The organism is Pseudomonas sp. P110(2024) (assembly GCF_057480795.1).
In genome coordinates, this window is sequence record NZ_JBLIYT010000016.1 from 65,102 (window position 1) to 79,872 (window position 14,771).

Below are 14,771 nucleotides of genomic sequence, written 5' to 3' on the forward strand. Positions count from 1 at the left end.
CCTTCACTCGGTCAATAGCCCCCGCAGCCAAAGACCTTGAGAGGGCTGCACGCCGACCACTCATTGTCCGCGCTCCGCCCCCGGTTCGAGGAAAGCCGCAACAGCGCTGGCAAATCGCTCCGGTTGATCGAGCATGACGAAATGAAAACTGTCATCGATGCGGGTGAAATGGATATCAGGTGTCGAGGCATAGGCCCGACGGAACGTTGCATCGACGCTGGATGCAGGCACACCGTAAAAAGCGTCGTAGGCATACACGACTTCGACCGGCGCGCTGATGCGACCGAGTTCGGGACGCAGATCGGTGATCATCAATTCATATACGGCGTCCGCCACAGTCTTGCGATCGGAGCTGATCCCCGCAGAAACCAGCCCTGGTCTGACCGCCTCGGTCTTGGCGAGTCGGGCGATGGATGCCTTCTGCATCGCTTCACTCTGCTCCGGCGATGCCGCCAACAGCGAACTGCGCATTGCTGCAGCCTGCACGGTAGCAGTTTCGCTGGTGGCCAAAGGGTCAATCAGCAACGTATAGAACGGCAACGCATCGACGATCATCAAGCGCCCAACCTGATCGGGATGACAAGCCCCCAGCATCAATGCAACCTCTCCCCCCAGCGAATGCCCGATGATCACGGGGGCCTCGATATGCTGGGTGCGGATGTAATCAGCAATTGCCTCGGCCACTGGAGCGAGCACTTTCCCTTCGCTATCGGTCACCGCAGGCGAACCGGCAAAGCCTGCGAGCTGCACGAGGTGAAGGCGGTGGTCCTGGCGTAACCGAGTCGCCAGGTCAGACCATACCTCACGAGACGATGCCAGTCCCGGAATCAGGATCACATCCCTGCCCTCGCCTTCGACCTGGACCGAGATACGCTGCTGATCAGTGGGTAATGGAGACGATGGCTGGCCGGGTGACGCCGATAGCGACACCGACATCAACGACAAGGTGGTCCCGACTGCCGCGAGGATCATTGCGATACGCATCGGACTCCCCTCTCCAGACGATGTGCTGCTTGATTCATGGCCACTCCTTTGACTGATGAGAGCTAGGCACTATACGGACTTGTCGCCACGATAGAAGGCGTTGAGGGCACTCGAGCATGCTCTGGGTCGACGCGGCTGCCCACCCAGACCACCGGCCTCTGTTTCACACCTTCTTCAATATCCCCATATGCGCATCATCCATCAAGGCCTTGGCCATATCGCTCAGGTAATGCGATGCCCAGACCAGCACCGGTTCGTTGTCCATCACACCAATGAAGGAAGCCCGGCGGGCGCTGTCGAGCAGCACGGAAGCCTGCTCCATGGCGTGGCTTGCGCAGTTGCCGGGCTCGACGCGGAACAGACGCATACCTTTGGTGGCGCCTTCCAGGCAGGTGCAGCTGCCGACGGTCCAGCCGAGCTGGCCGTGGTCTGCTGGGGTTTCGTTGTCCATTTGCGAAATCCTCTCTCGTAGAACAAACCGTGACTCATTGATTTAGCTAACCCCTGAGCGGCCTTGTGTCGCGAAAGGGCTGCGCAGCGGCCCCGGCAATTTTGATTGCGGCGCGGAACCTGGGGCCTGTGGCAGCTCTATCAGTGCAATGTGTATGACAGCGGTCGCGCACTCATCTGGAGCTGGGCCAGTGCCGACTCCAGCAGCGTGCGGGTGGCATCAAGCTCGTGCATCATCGTCAGCATCACCAAAGTGGCCGGTGATTTGGGCAGGTGGCTGAACGACTGATGGGCGACGGCCAGCGCGCACATGACGTACTCGGTGGCTTGGACGAGGGTATCTTCAAGGAGATGAGGGGATTGAGCGGACGGGGGTGGATCCGGGACGATCTTGAGCATGATGAAATTCTCTAGTTGCGCTGATCGGACCGCAGCCCATCGCTTGCAGGCGATAGGGTGGCGGCTACGTACGGGCCTGCAAGACCGGGGCAACTAGAGTAAGCCCGGCTGACCCGAAGGCCACCCGTACGCAGCCACCATAACGCACTGCCAGTGGCTTGAGACCAATGGCAATGGGTGGCGCTGATCTAGTTGTCCCGCTCAGGCTTGCAGACCCGGCCGCTACTTTTTGCAGCGACCCAGCGAGACTAGACCTCTGTTGGAAGGCGTAAAAGCGGCTAAAGCATGCTTCGGAAACGGACTACTCGAAATAGGGAAAATCTGATTAATCCCTGTAGGACGCGACGCGGGGTCTCTCCCCTGCCCCTCTACCCAGCCGTGCCGTTGGGCGTGGGGCTGTTCGTGACGCGGCGTCGGTTCACGGAGGTGGGCTGAAGCCCAGGTCAAGCTCTTGCAGGAGATCGCCGTGCCCTATGGGCTACGCAGTCGTGCAGGAAACAACGTTACAAGCATTACCAACGTGGAAGCGGGCTTGCCCCGCGATGCGGCGTATGGCACCGGCATTGCCGGTGATCGCGGGGCCAGCCCGCTCCCACGCAGCCCAACAACCAGACTGCATTGAGAACAGCGCCTTGGGTCAATGTCCACTTCGGATCGATCAGGCAGCCCCCTTCGCCTGCTGTTCCAGATGTACCTGCAACGTCGGATCGATCCCCAACGCACTGGCCAATTCATCAAGGTAGGCCCGCTCCGCATCCTGCTGGTCATCCACCAGCATCACACTGGCCAGGTACATTTCCGCAGCCATGCCCGGGTCCTGGGCCGACTGCGCCACTTCGGCAGCATCGAGGGGTTTGCTGACTTCCTCATCCAGCCACTGCTGCAGTTGCGGGTCGCTGGTGTGACGTTTGATTTCGGCGTAGATCAACTGTTCTTCCTGCGGGTCGATGCGACCGTCAGCCTTGGCTGCCGCAATCAGCGCACGCAAGATCGCATGGCTGTGATCCTCGGCCTCGGGGCCGGACAGTTGATCCACGGTACGCACGGCCTGTTGCGGCGCGGCCGCCTGGCTGCGCTGCCAACTTTGATAGGCCTGGAACGCCATCATGCCCAATGACGCCAGAGCCGCGTAATTGACGCCGCCAGCAGAGCGTCCCTGAGCGGAGGCGCCGGCGTTGCCACCACCGCCACCCAAAAGGCCGCCCAGTAAACCACCAAGGCCACCACTGCCACCTGCGGTACTGCCGCCGCCAAGCAGCCCTCCCAGCAAGCCGCCCAGGCCATCCTGCGCTGACATGCCGCCGCGCCCTTGTTGTGCTTGCGAACCCTGCCCGGCCCGGAGCAACTGTTCCAGTAGATCACTCGTGTTCATCGCACCGCCCTCGGTCGGTAGTCGTCGCCCAGACAAGCAACGATAGCCCCCGCAAGGCGAACCGCCATTACCGTCTGGCCGACGGGTAAGCGGGGGCATACCGAGTGCAGCGAAATAGCACGAATGCTCCCTGCGGCTTGAACCGGAAGCAGGGGCTGGACCGCCTCTATTGCGGCAGTTTCGCGATCACCTTGATCTCGAAGTCGAAGCCGGACAGCCAGGTCACGCCAAGAGCGGTCACCGTGGGATAAGGCGCTTCACCCCAATACTCAGCCGCCACCTCCCAGATGGTCTCAAACTTCGAGTCGGGGTCGACCATGAAGATGGTCGTATCAACCACATCCTCGAAACTACTGCCGGCCTCGGCGAGGATCGCATTGAGGTTGGCGAAGGCCAGGCGAACCTGCGCCGCGAGGTCCGGCTCGGCCGAGCCATCCTTGCGGCTGCCGACCTGACCGGATACGAACAGAAAACCGTTGGAGCGAATCGCCGGCGAGTAGCGGTGCAGCTCGTACAAAGCATGGCGATCGGGTGGGAAAACGACATCACGTTTACTGGACATTACCTACCTCGTTCTGGGCTATCGCGGCCCGTTGTCTACGATGAGGCCACTTTAAAAAGGCTACCTACCTGGATAAACGGGCAGCGCTGGCCAGGACTGTTTGTATAATCCAAACAATCCAGGTGCGAACGAGGCGTGGAATGGACCGATTCGATGCGATGCAGGCGTTTGTCCGAGTGGTGGAAACCGGCAGTTTCACCAAGGCAGCCGCCACCTTGCACATGAGCAAGACCACCGTGACGCAGCTCATTCAGCAACTGGAAGCGAGGCTGCGCGTGCGGCTGCTCAACCGCACCACACGCAAGGTCAATGTCACCGCCGACGGCGCGGCCTACTACGAACGCGTGGTCCGGTTACTGGCAGACATGGACGACGCCGAGACCAGCTTGTCCAGCGCCTCGATGACGCCGCGCGGACGGTTGCGGGTGGATGTCCCCAGCCCGCTGGCGCGAATGCTGCTCATACCCGCCCTGCCGGAATTCTTTGCACGTTATCCGGAAATTCAGCTGACCGTGGGCGTGAGTGATCGCATCGTCGACATCATTGGCGAAAACATCGACTGCGTGGTACGTGGCGGCGAGATCACCGATCAGTCCCTGGTGGCAAGGCATGTGGGCGATTTGAAACTCGGTATCTATGCCACGCCCGGGTACTTGCAGCGCTTCGGAACACCAGCACACCCGCGTGTGTTAGCGGAAGGCCAGCACAAAACCATCGGCTTTCTCTGGTTTCGAACAGGCAAAACCTTGCCCTACGTGATGCAGCGAGGTGAGGAGCGCATAGAGGTCCAGCCCCGTCCGCAACTGACGGTCGATGACGGCAATGCGTACCTTGCCGCCGGTCTGGCTGGCTTGGGGATGCTCTGGCTGCCGCAGTACATGGCCAAACCGCACCTTAACAGTGGGGAGCTACTGCCGCTGTTTGAAGACTGGCATATGTCGCCAATGCCGATGTACCTGGCTTTCCCGCCGAATCGCCATGTCAGCGCCAAGGTTCGGGTATTTATCGACTGGATAATCGAATTGATGGCCGAGCATGCGCCAGTGATTGGCTGAAACAGATGCAAGGCCGCTGCACCGAATTTCCGCTGTTGCCCGTTTCTGACAGTGCGGCAGAGGCCAACTATGGGTCGTTAGCGGCATTTCGTGACCGGCCGCTTCCGACCCATAGCAGTCCTTGGCGCAGGCCGGTTAACGATACATGGCTGACTTGTAAAGGTGCAGCAAACGGCGAGTAGACTGCCAGCAGCCAATCGATCTGCACGTTACTCTCCAATCAGGTCTAGTCACTGAACTCCCACTTAAGTATTGGGAGATGCCGGAGCTCGCCACATACTGGACGCGGTACATCGCGCACATGCTGTGCACCGAGCAGCTCGTAGAAGCCCCGTGCCGATGGGTCCGATTCCACCGCTAGCGTATTCACGCCCAGTCCACGCGCCACAGCCAGAGCATGCCCCACCAGGCGCCGTCCGTAACCGCTTCCCATCGACTGTGGGTCGACCCAGCAATGCTCCAACTGCCAGCCATCCTCGCCGCTCTCAAGCCCATAAAAGCCCAGTAGTTGGCCACCCGCTGCGACCAGCACTGCGTAGTGGAAGGTCATTTGCTCGGGGCGGAAAGTCAGCGCTGCCTGCCATGCCTTCATCCAAGTCTCGGGGTATCCCCAATGGGCCTTGCTGCGCTGAGCCAAAGCACTGAGTGCCTGCGCATCAGACCCGCGGGATGGGCGAAGGATCGGTGTGTCGTCCTCCAGCAGAGCTCGCCCCGCCGGGTCAGAGGCCAGCAGGCTGTACTGGTGCAGGCTGAGGAAGCGCCCGTTCTTGTATTCCACATCCCGCAGGGTTCCCTCAAACACGAAGCCGACCCGCTCCAGCAAACGAATACTGGCGGGGTTCTCCGGCTCAACATCTGCGTGAATGCGATGTACGCCGAGGGTGCCCAGGGCGAAGCGGAGGATGGTGGGCAGGCAGTCTTGCATCAGCCCTCGGCCCCAGTGTTCCGGCATCAGCCAATAGCCGATATCCAAGCTACGATCGGAGTGTGACCAATCGTTGAAACCACAAGCGCCTATCAGTTCGTCCCGTCCCGGGAAGGTAATGCCCCACCAAATGCCCCGGTGCTCTTCCAGCAGAGCGTCATACCAGCGCATCTGCTCGTCCGTCGCTTCGAGGCTGTCGTAAGACACGCCGTAGTGGGCAACAACCTGCGGGTTAGAAAGCCCGGCAAAAATCGCCTCGGCGTCATTGCGATTAATCCGCCGCAGCGTGCAACTGGGCAGGAAGAACTCGGGAAACTCGATAGCAAGGTCCATCATAAAAAATCCGCAGGGCTGGGTCAGTGCAAAAATGGTCGCAGCAAAGGGCGCGGGAGTAAAAGGACAGTCAGGAAGCTATTAGGCGGAACAGTCCAATAAAGAGTAATTGAGTGATTACTGGCAGGGGGGGTAGCCAGTTGGTGCTATTGGTCACCGGCGGCTATGGGTCGATAGCTGCCACTCGCAAGTGACCACAGTCGACCCAAAGCGGCCCCACTGCCTTTCGTCATACTTGACTATGTGTTCTAGCCTTTCGTGAGGTCATAAGCGTTTGGCACATAGTCGCCACTTCTGGGATGGCCGCAGCCAGCGTGGACAATACTTGATGCATTTCCTGAGCATCTGGAAATGGATATACATCCAGGCTCATGGCAATCCTAAGCTTGCGCGGATCTTGCTGTTCTCTGAGCCACGTCTCGACCTCACGCGTCATTGCCGAACCGTTATCGTTTGTTTGCCAAGCCAACAAATTGAAAAGTTCGGCCACCAGCTCTTCGGGCACTGTTCGGGGTATTTCTGCGAAGAGACGATTGGCTAGGTCAAGCTCGCCAAATACGCTTACCACGTCATGCACCGCGTCAAACGCCTGGGTGTATTCGGCTACGTTGCGCTCGATTTTAATGATGTCGAGCGCTTGTTTTAGCGATGGGTGCATATAGTCATTCCATGGTGTTGCAGGAGTGTTTGACTATGCGGCCATGCAGACCCAAGGCATCGTCAGCGCGTTGAGCAGCGGTGTCGCAACGTCTCACACCTTAGAGGCAAGCGTTCAGGCCGAAAAGAATTATCTTATTACCTTTTTCAAGCGACCGCTTCTGGCCGACTTCTGCCTGTTCCCACCGTCTGCTCTGGGTCGAAAGCAGCCAGACACGGATAACTGCTCTCGTCCCATAGCTGCCCTTGGCGGAGCACAGATAACAGCCAGCAGCGGTCGACACAAACCAGCCCGGTACAGATAATCAACGTCTCACAGGGATGCCCGGGAACGAATGTCATGGACTGTCTATCGACGCTTATCACTGACCGGCTGGTTCTCACCCCCCTTCAGTTAGAGGATTCACCCATTATTCAGGAGCTGTTCCCCTGCTGGGAGGTGGTTCGCTATCTGGATCGTCGTGTCCCATGGCCGTATCCAGAAGACGGGGCGCTGATCTATGTCCGAGATATCGCCCTGCCTGCAATGGCAGCAGGTCGTGAATGGCACTGGATGATCCGCATGCGCGACGATGCTAGCTGCACCCTGGGTAGCATCAGTTTGTATGATCAGCCTGGAAACAACAGGGGCTTCTGGCTCGCACCACAGTGGTGGGGAAAGGGCTACATGCGCGAGGCATGCCGGATTATCAATGCCTATTGGTTCGAGACACTGTCGCGTCCGGTCATGCAGGTTCCCAAAGCTGTTGCCAACGACGCATCTCGCAAGGTCTCGAAACATGAGGGTATGCGCTTGGTAGAGGTGCGGGCAGGAGATTTCGTATCTGGACGGATGGAGGTCGAAGTATGGGAGATGACTCGTGCTGACTGGTTAGAAAGATCGACTGCCAGTCGCTAGTGCTTTACGTCAGAGGTTGAAGCGCGGGCAGCCGCCCCCGCACCGAAGTGCGGCGTTGGCTTGCCTTTTTGGCTTTTCAGGAAGGGAACAGCTTGCTCAGACAGTTGAACTTTTTCTTATAGGAACGTCGGGCTTGCAGCGCCTCTTCCAGCGTCACCGCAACGAAGCGGGCCTTCTGGTTGGGTTGCATCTGGCCGACCAGGTCGAGGTCGGCGCTGATCACCGTGCCGATCATCGCGTAGCCGCCACCGGACACCGCATCGCGGTGCAGGATGATGGGCTCGAGCCCTGCCGGCACCTGGATCGAGCCGATCGGGTAGCAGCTGTCGACAATGTTCGAAGGATCGGAGCCGGCGCCGAACGGCTGCTCGCGAGGCTGGAAGCTCAGCGGGCTGCCACCCTTGAAGCGATAGCCGATGCGATCTGCCTCCGAACCGACGGTCCAGGCTTCGGCAAAAAAGCTGTCCGCCGCCGCCAGGGTCAGGCGGTCGTAGTACAGCCCCGGCACCACCCGCAGGGTGATCTCCCCTCCCAGCGACTGACGCAACGCCATGGGCAGACTCGCCCCGGCACGCCCCTTGCCGCTGGCGGTGCCGATCGGCAGTTCATCACCCATCACCAGCCTGCGCCCCTGACAACCACCCAGCGCCCCCAGTGCGTAGGTGGAACGACTGCCGAGCACCACCGGCACATCGATACCGCCGGCCACCGCCAGATAAGCCCGCGCGCCAGCCTTGGGGAAGTCAAAACGCAGCACTTGTCCGGCCTTCACTTCGAAGGCGGTGTCCAAGTGCATGTCCACGCCATCGACCTTCGGCGTCATCTGCGCGCCACATACCGCTACCAGGGCGTCCTGCTGAAATTCCAGCTCCGGCCCCAGCAAGGTGCATTCCAGCGCCGCCGAATTGGCCGGGTTGCCCACCAACTGGTTGGCCGCGCTCAGGGCGTACTGGTCCAGCGCCCCGGAAGGCGGGATACCCAGGTGGTAGTAGCCTTCGCGGCCGAGGTCCTGCACCGAGGTGGCCAGACCGGGTTTGAGCACCTTGATCATGCCAGCACCTCCTGCAGCGACTTGGGATAACCGATCGGGTCGGCGAGGAACGCATCGAGCGAGAACTCCACTGGACGGATGCGCAGATCAAAACGCCCGGCTTCGACCTCGGCCACGGCGTGGTCATAGGCATCGCGGTCCATTGGCTTGAACTGCACGATGTCGCCGGGACGGAAGAACACCATGTGTTCCTTCAGGTACGCCAGGTTCTGCTGCGGGTCGTAGATCGGTGCCGGAGTGACGCCAAACATCTGGTAGCCACCGGCTCCACGTACCGAGTAAATGCAACCGAAGCAGCCGCCATGGCCCAGGGTCAGTTTCGGCGTGTCGGTACGCGGTCGCAGGTACTTGGGCACCTGCAACTGGCGTTCGCGCTCGACCATCTGGAACATGAACGGCAGGCCCGCCACGAAGCCCACCATCGAAACGAACCACGGCGCGCCACTGTGGGCGGCGATGAACGCCTCGACGTCGGCCAAGCCGTTGATGCGCGCGGCGTACTCCAGGTCCGTGGCATTCGGGTCCTGGTGGCGGTCGCGAAAGCGCATCAGGGTTTCGTGGGTCCAGGGATCGTTGTAGAGCACCGGGATCTCGATGATCCGGGTGTGCAGGGTGCGCTCGGCCACGGCCTGGGACTCGGCCCCCTTCACTGCTTCAAGCAGATCTGCCGGCGCGATGCGATCCGGGTCAAAGCGGATCTGGAACGAGGCGTTGGCCAAGCACACGTCGAGCACGCCATCGAGGGCCAGACGTTCCACCGCGCGGGTGACCGCCATGCCCTTGAAGAAGGCCTCAAGGGACATGCTGTCGCTGACTTCGGCAAACAGATGTTCGTCGGCGCCAAAGCTGTAGCGAATCGGACTGCTCATGCTGCACCTCCGCTGCGGCGCTCGGCCAGCCAGGTTTCCAACGTGCCGGTGTGGAAATCGGCGGTGTGCAACCAGGGTTGCTCCAGCAGTTCGCCGTGCAACGACAAGGTGCTGGCCATGCCGGTAAGCGTGGTCTGCTCGACCGCCAGTCGCGCGCGGGCCAGGGCTTCGGCGCGGTCACGGCCATGAACAATCAGCTTGGCCAGCAGCGAGTCATAGTAGGGCGGCACCCGGTAGCCTTCATACAGATGACTGTCGACCCGCACGCCCTCGCCTTGTGGCCAGTTCAGCGCTTGCACAAGCCCTGGGCTTGGGAAGAAATCCCGTGCGGGGTCTTCGGCGTTCAGGCGCATCTGCAGGGCCGCGCCGTTGATTGCGATATCGCTCTGCTTGAGTCCCAGTGGCTCGCCACCGGCAATGCGCAGCATGGCCTGGACCAGATCGATACCGGTGATCAGCTCGCTGACCGGGTGTTCTACCTGGATCCGTGTGTTCATCTCGATGAAGAAAAACTCGCCGGTGGCGTCATCGTACAGATACTCAAGGGTGCCGGCGCCCTTGTATCCCAGCGCCTCGGTCAGGCGCACGGCGCTCGCGCACAGAGACTCGCGCTGCTGGGCATCGAGGATCGGTGACGGCGCTTCTTCGAAGATCTTCTGGCGGCGGCGTTGCAGCGAACATTCGCGCTCGAACAGGTGCACCGCCTGCTTGCCGTCGCCCAGCACCTGCACTTCGATATGCCGGGCCTTGCCGATGAAGCGCTCCAGATACACCGCGCCATTGCCAAAGGCGGCCTGGGCTTCGCGCTGGGAACGGGGGAATTCTTCGCGCAACTGTTGCGGGTTTTCCGCCAGACGAATGCCGCGTCCACCGCCTCCGGCCGAGGCCTTGATCAGCAGCGGGAAACCGACGGATCTGGCGGCCTCGAGCGCCGACTCCACATCGAACAGTTCATCGGCAGAACCGGGCACCACCGGCACGCCCGCCGCTTGCGCGGTGCGCCGGGCTTCGGCCTTGTCACCCATGCGGCGGATGGTCTCGGGGCTTGGGCCGACGAAAATCGCGCCAGCGGCGAGTACCGCTTCGGCGAATTCGGCGTTTTCCGAAAGAAAGCCATAACCGGGGTGCACCGCAGTGGCCCCGGTGGCCTTCAGGGCACCGAGCAAGGCCTCGACATTGAGGTAGCTCTTGTCAGCGCGGGCCGGGCCAAGGATGTGTACTTCGTCGGCCATGCGCGCGGCCTGGGAATCGACGTCTGCTTCGCTGCACGCTGCCACGGTTGGAATCCCGAGCGCTTTCGCGGCACGGATGATCCGCACGGCGATCTCGCCACGGTTGGCGATCAGCAGTTTACCAATGCCTTGAGTCATGGTTGTGCCCTCACGCATCTTCGTGTGTCGCGATGACCTGACCCGGCTCCACCGGATCACCGTCTTCGACCAGAAATGCGTCCAGACGCCCTGCCGTACCCGCGGTCAGTTCGGAAAACTGCTTCATGACCTCGATCAGGCCAATCACCGTGTCGGCACTGACGTTGGCACCGGCCTCGACGTAGTTCGGCGATTCCGGGGTGGCTTTGCGGTAGAAAGTTCCCGGCAATGGGGTGATGACGGTGTGCTGCGCCATGTCTGTTCCTCTTGGAATAGTTGTAGAAAGGCAGGCAAAAAATCTGTGTATCGAGCAAACCCTGGCGTCTGTGCGCCAGGTGTCTTCGGTGGCGTTATCGCGGTGCGCGCACCTCGATCCCCGCGCCATCGAGTGCTTTACGGGTGGCCTCGACCAGTGCCAAGGCACCGGGTGTATCGCTGTGCAAGCAGATGGAGTCGAACTCGATCGCCAGGTCTTCACCTTCCACCGTGCGCACCACGCCCTCCTGACAGGCACGCAGGACCCGCGCAGCGACCTGCGCGGGGTCGTAGGCACGCACATTGCGGGTGAAGACGATGGAGCCGCTGATGTCGTATTCGCGGTCGGCATAGAACTCGCGGATCACGGGCTGGCCGAGCTCAGTGGCGATACGCCAGATCGTCGAGTCGGGCATGCAATACAGCAGCAGTTCAGGCTCCAGGCGCTGCAGGTTTTCCACCAGCAAGCGCGCCGCTTCTTCGTCCCGGGCCAGGTGCATGTACAGCGCACCGTGCGGTTTGATGTGCTGCAGGGCCACGCCTTGCGCTCGGGCGAGCTCACGCAGGGCCCCCAGCTGGTACAGCATGTCGTCCACCAGCTCCTGGGCCGATGCATGGATGTGGCGGCGGCCGAACCCGACCAGGTCGCGAAAGCCCGGATGGGCACCGACGGCCACGCACAGGCGCTTGGCCTGCTCGACCGTGCGGCGCATGGTGCCGGGGTCGCCGGCATGGAAACCGGTGGCGATGTTGGCCGAGCTGATGAAGCCCATCAGTTCGTTGTCGACCCCGTCGCCGATCGTCCACGGACCGAAGCCTTCGCCCATGTCCGAATTGAAATCTACTGCCTGCATGACACGTGCTCCTGACGCTTGTGACTTCATGCAGAGCACGTTAAGTTCCAGCCACCCCCTTGGGAAGATCTATTATCTGAGGGGGCATCTTCTGAAAATCAGATACCTCATCAAGCGGAGTGTTCATGTCACTGACCCTGCGCCAGGTTCGCTACTTCGTCGCCACGGCCGAGATCGGGCAAATCTCCCAAGCTGCGATTCATCTGAATATTTCCCAGTCGGCGGTGACCACTGCAATCAAGGAACTGGAGGGCATGCTCGGCACGCTACTGTTCCAGCGCTCGGCCCAGGGCATGAGCCTGACCGATGCCGGACGGCACTTTCTCAATCGGGCCTACGTGATCTTGCGCAGCGTCGAGGACGCCCTCAACAGCCCACTGCCGGACGTTCGCGCCACCGGCCTGTTGCGGGTAGCGGCCAGTTACACGGTGATCGGTTACTTCCTGCCCCATCACCTGCAACGCCTGGAACACTGGCACCCGGACGTGGCCATCGAAGTGCACGAACGGGAGCGCCAGGCCATCGAGCAAGGCCTGCTCGAAGGCGAATTCGACATGGCGGTGGTGCTGACCTCGAACCTGACCCACCCGGACATCGTCTCGAAAACCCTGTTCAATTCCGAGCGCCGGCTGTGGCTGCCCAGCCATCACCCGCTGTGCGAGCGCTCGGCCGTGAGCCTTGCCGACGTCACACAGGAGCCGTTCATCCTGCTTACCGTCGACGAAGCCGAACAAAGCGCCATGCGCTACTGGGAACATGCCCAGCAGCAGCCCAACGTGCGAATCCGCACCAGCTCTGTGGAGGCAGTGCGCAGCATGGTGGCCAACGGCAGCGGCGTGGCGATCCTCTCCGACCTGGTACATCGCCCCTGGTCGCTGGAAGGTAAACGCATCGAAACGGTGACCATCACCGACAAGGTCACCCCCATGAGCGTCGGCCTGGCCTGGCATCGCGAGCGGGAATTCAGCCCGGCGATGCACGCGTTCCACCATTACTTCCACGATGCATTCCTGGCGCCGCAACAACTTTCCGCACGGCGTTGAAAGCAAGCAAATGCCCCTCATCCATCAGGCCAATCATGCCCCGCGCCCTCCTGCATTCTTGTCGCTACCCAATTAATCCCATATGATACTAAGTCTCATTTGCACCAATTTCGTGACAGCTCATGGCATCTATCGATACCGCTCAGCTCACTGCTCTTTACCAACAGCAACACCGCTGGTTGCGTAGTTGGCTGTATCGGCAATTGAGCTGCTCACACCGCGCCGCTGATTTGATGCAGGACACCTTCATGCGCCTGTTGGCCAGCAACGAGGCGCTTGAGATCCGCCAGCCTCGGCCTTTCCTGGCCAAGGTGGCACGCAGTGTCCTGTCCAACCACTACCGCCGCGCACGCCTGGAAAAAGCCTATCTGGATGCGCTCCAGACCGAAGACAAAAGCGTGCTGCCGGACCTGGCGACCCAACTGATTATTTTCGAGACGCTGGTTCGACTCGACGAAGCGCTGTGCGAACTGGATGTCGCCGTCAAAAAGGCTTTTCTCTGGTCACAACTCGATGGGCTCAGCCACGCAGATATTGCCGAGCGACTGGGTATTTCAATCGCTACCGTCAAGCGCCATATCATCAAGGCGGGTGCGCGATGCATGCTGGTGACGGAAGCACTGTAATGACTATCACCGCAAACGCCTTTGGCCGAGAATCCTCGCTATCGCCAAAAATGTGTGAGGAGGCGATGGAGTGGTGGCTCGATATGCAGGAGGCCAATTTCGATTCACCCGCACAGGCCGCATTCATGGCGTGGCGTAGTGAACACCCCTTGCATGAACTGGCCTGGGAAAAAGCCTTGGAGTTGGGGGCGCAGCTCGATTCATTGCGCACCCAAGGCGATCCAGACCTCGCCCGACAGGCCCTGTTGCTTCCCTCCCAGGAAGGGCTGAGCAGGCGTCGGGCAATAAAGGGCCTGGCCTTGCTGTTGGCTGCAGGTACCGGTGCCTGGCTGAGTCGAGACAGCGAGTTGATGTCGCGCATGAGTGCCGACTACACCACGGGCGTGGGCGAGCGCCGACGTGTTGCGCTGGCCTCGGATCTGTCGCTTGAACTCAATACCCGTAGCGCAATAAATGCTCGCACGGCTGACCAGCGCTGGCACCTTCGATTACTCAGCGGCGAGGTCCTGATCAACACCGCCTTGAACCCGGCGCTGTTTATCGAAACCGCACAGGTTCGGGCGCAGGCGTCCTCGGCGCGTTTCACAATGCGGCAGTTTGACAATGGCTCAACCCAGCTGGCGATCTATCATGGCTCGCTTGAAATAAGCCCGACCCAAGTCAACCTCTGGACCACTCTGCAAGCCGGGCAGCTGGCGCGTTTCGGGCCGTTCGGGATACTCGATCAGGGGGCAATGCAAGCATCCTCTCCCGCCTGGGCCGAAGGCATGATCGTCGCCAACGGCCAACCGCTCAAGGCGTTTCTCGACGAACTTGGCCGGTATCGCCATGGGCATCTTGGGTGCGACGCCGCCCTGGCCAACCTGCGCGTATGGGGCACCTACCCGCTGGCAGACAGCGATCGAATCATCGATGCCGTCGCCCACACACTGAAACTGGATGTACAGCGTTTCACTCGCCTGTGGGTCAACTTGCGTCCCCTGCCCGCTAACGTTTGAAATTTTTTCGTCCTCGATGAGCCGTTTTGATTTCTGGCGAGACTCATAGGCCATACATCAAAAATCATCG

The 14,771-nt window shown here is 60.8% G+C and carries 17 protein-coding genes; 5 read left to right on the forward strand and 12 right to left on the reverse strand.

Features of this window, described 5'->3' with window-relative positions:
* Positions 1-60: 60 nt before the first annotated feature.
* The 5 genes from AC25ND_RS22895 to AC25ND_RS22915 form a co-directional block, all read right to left on the reverse strand.
* The gene (locus tag AC25ND_RS22895; RefSeq protein ID WP_486972398.1) at positions 61-984 is read right to left on the reverse strand and encodes an alpha/beta fold hydrolase; all 924 of its coding nucleotides are present in this window, start codon (positions 982-984) and stop codon (positions 61-63) included.
* 163 nt (positions 985-1,147) lie between these two features.
* The gene (locus AC25ND_RS22900; RefSeq protein WP_088853057.1) at positions 1,148-1,435 is read right to left on the reverse strand and encodes a DUF3077 domain-containing protein; all 288 of its coding nucleotides are present in this window, start codon (positions 1,433-1,435) and stop codon (positions 1,148-1,150) included.
* A 140-nt stretch (positions 1,436-1,575) separates the two neighbouring features.
* A complete protein-coding gene (locus AC25ND_RS22905) occupies positions 1,576-1,833 on the reverse strand; it encodes a hypothetical protein (RefSeq protein WP_069016591.1) in 258 nt (85 codons plus the stop codon).
* 658 nt (positions 1,834-2,491) lie between these two features.
* Positions 2,492-3,205: a tellurite resistance TerB family protein gene (locus AC25ND_RS22910; RefSeq protein WP_486971207.1), complete on the reverse strand. Its 714-nt coding sequence runs from the start codon at positions 3,203-3,205 to the stop codon at positions 2,492-2,494.
* 166 nt (positions 3,206-3,371) lie between these two features.
* Positions 3,372-3,767, reverse strand: a complete 396-nt coding sequence (locus AC25ND_RS22915; protein ID WP_110737717.1) for a RidA family protein — start codon at positions 3,765-3,767, stop codon at positions 3,372-3,374.
* 140 nt (positions 3,768-3,907) lie between these two features.
* On the opposite strand from AC25ND_RS22915, the gene AC25ND_RS22920 reads away from it, so the two are divergent.
* Positions 3,908-4,822, forward strand: coding sequence for a LysR family transcriptional regulator (locus AC25ND_RS22920; protein ID WP_486976597.1), 915 nt, complete (start codon positions 3,908-3,910; stop codon positions 4,820-4,822).
* A gap of 226 nt (positions 4,823-5,048) precedes the next feature.
* On the opposite strand, the gene AC25ND_RS22925 is transcribed toward AC25ND_RS22920, so the two are convergent.
* Entirely contained in the window at positions 5,049-6,080 is a 1,032-nt protein-coding gene (locus tag AC25ND_RS22925) for a GNAT family N-acetyltransferase (RefSeq protein WP_248691147.1), read from the reverse strand.
* A 229-nt stretch (positions 6,081-6,309) separates the two neighbouring features.
* Entirely contained in the window at positions 6,310-6,738 is a 429-nt protein-coding gene (locus AC25ND_RS22930; protein WP_028690768.1) for a hypothetical protein, read from the reverse strand.
* A gap of 339 nt (positions 6,739-7,077) precedes the next feature.
* Here AC25ND_RS22930 and AC25ND_RS22935 point away from each other — a divergent pair, with 339 nt between their 5' ends.
* Positions 7,078-7,635 carry a GNAT family N-acetyltransferase gene (locus AC25ND_RS22935; protein WP_062360357.1) on the forward strand — a complete coding sequence of 186 codons (558 nt, stop codon included), beginning with the start codon at positions 7,078-7,080 and terminating at the stop codon, positions 7,633-7,635.
* Positions 7,636-7,711: 76 nt separating this feature from the next.
* Here the strand turns inward: AC25ND_RS22935 and AC25ND_RS22940 are convergent, their stop codons facing one another.
* The 5 genes from AC25ND_RS22940 to AC25ND_RS22960 form a co-directional block, all read right to left on the reverse strand.
* Positions 7,712-8,686 carry a 5-oxoprolinase subunit C family protein gene (locus tag AC25ND_RS22940; RefSeq protein ID WP_062360359.1) on the reverse strand — a complete coding sequence of 325 codons (975 nt, stop codon included), beginning with the start codon at positions 8,684-8,686 and terminating at the stop codon, positions 7,712-7,714.
* Entirely contained in the window at positions 8,683-9,555 is an 873-nt protein-coding gene (locus AC25ND_RS22945; RefSeq protein WP_062360361.1) for a 5-oxoprolinase subunit B family protein, read from the reverse strand. The genes AC25ND_RS22940 and AC25ND_RS22945 overlap by 4 nt, the downstream gene beginning before the upstream one ends.
* On the reverse strand, positions 9,552-10,925 hold the full coding sequence (locus tag AC25ND_RS22950; protein WP_028690764.1) for an acetyl-CoA carboxylase biotin carboxylase subunit: 1,374 nt from the start codon (positions 10,923-10,925) through the stop codon (positions 9,552-9,554). The genes AC25ND_RS22945 and AC25ND_RS22950 overlap by 4 nt, the downstream gene beginning before the upstream one ends.
* Positions 10,926-10,935: 10 nt before the next feature.
* The gene (locus AC25ND_RS22955; RefSeq protein WP_486976598.1) at positions 10,936-11,181 is read right to left on the reverse strand and encodes an acetyl-CoA carboxylase; all 246 of its coding nucleotides are present in this window, start codon (positions 11,179-11,181) and stop codon (positions 10,936-10,938) included.
* 94 nt (positions 11,182-11,275) lie between these two features.
* On the reverse strand, positions 11,276-12,034 hold the full coding sequence (locus tag AC25ND_RS22960; RefSeq protein ID WP_062360362.1) for a 5-oxoprolinase subunit PxpA: 759 nt from the start codon (positions 12,032-12,034) through the stop codon (positions 11,276-11,278).
* 125 nt (positions 12,035-12,159) lie between these two features.
* Here AC25ND_RS22960 and AC25ND_RS22965 point away from each other — a divergent pair, with 125 nt between their 5' ends.
* The 3 genes from AC25ND_RS22965 (at position 12,160) to AC25ND_RS22975 (ending at position 14,701) form a co-directional block, all read left to right on the forward strand.
* Positions 12,160-13,077 (forward strand): LysR family transcriptional regulator, encoded by a 918-nt coding sequence (locus AC25ND_RS22965; RefSeq protein ID WP_028690762.1) that lies wholly within the window; start codon positions 12,160-12,162, stop codon positions 13,075-13,077.
* Between the two features lie 122 nt (positions 13,078-13,199).
* Positions 13,200-13,703, forward strand: coding sequence for a sigma-70 family RNA polymerase sigma factor (locus AC25ND_RS22970; RefSeq protein WP_062360365.1), 504 nt, complete (start codon positions 13,200-13,202; stop codon positions 13,701-13,703).
* Positions 13,703-14,701, forward strand: coding sequence for a FecR domain-containing protein (locus AC25ND_RS22975; protein WP_486972397.1), 999 nt, complete (start codon positions 13,703-13,705; stop codon positions 14,699-14,701). The genes AC25ND_RS22970 and AC25ND_RS22975 overlap by 1 nt, the downstream gene beginning before the upstream one ends.
* Positions 14,702-14,771 lie beyond the last annotated feature (70 nt).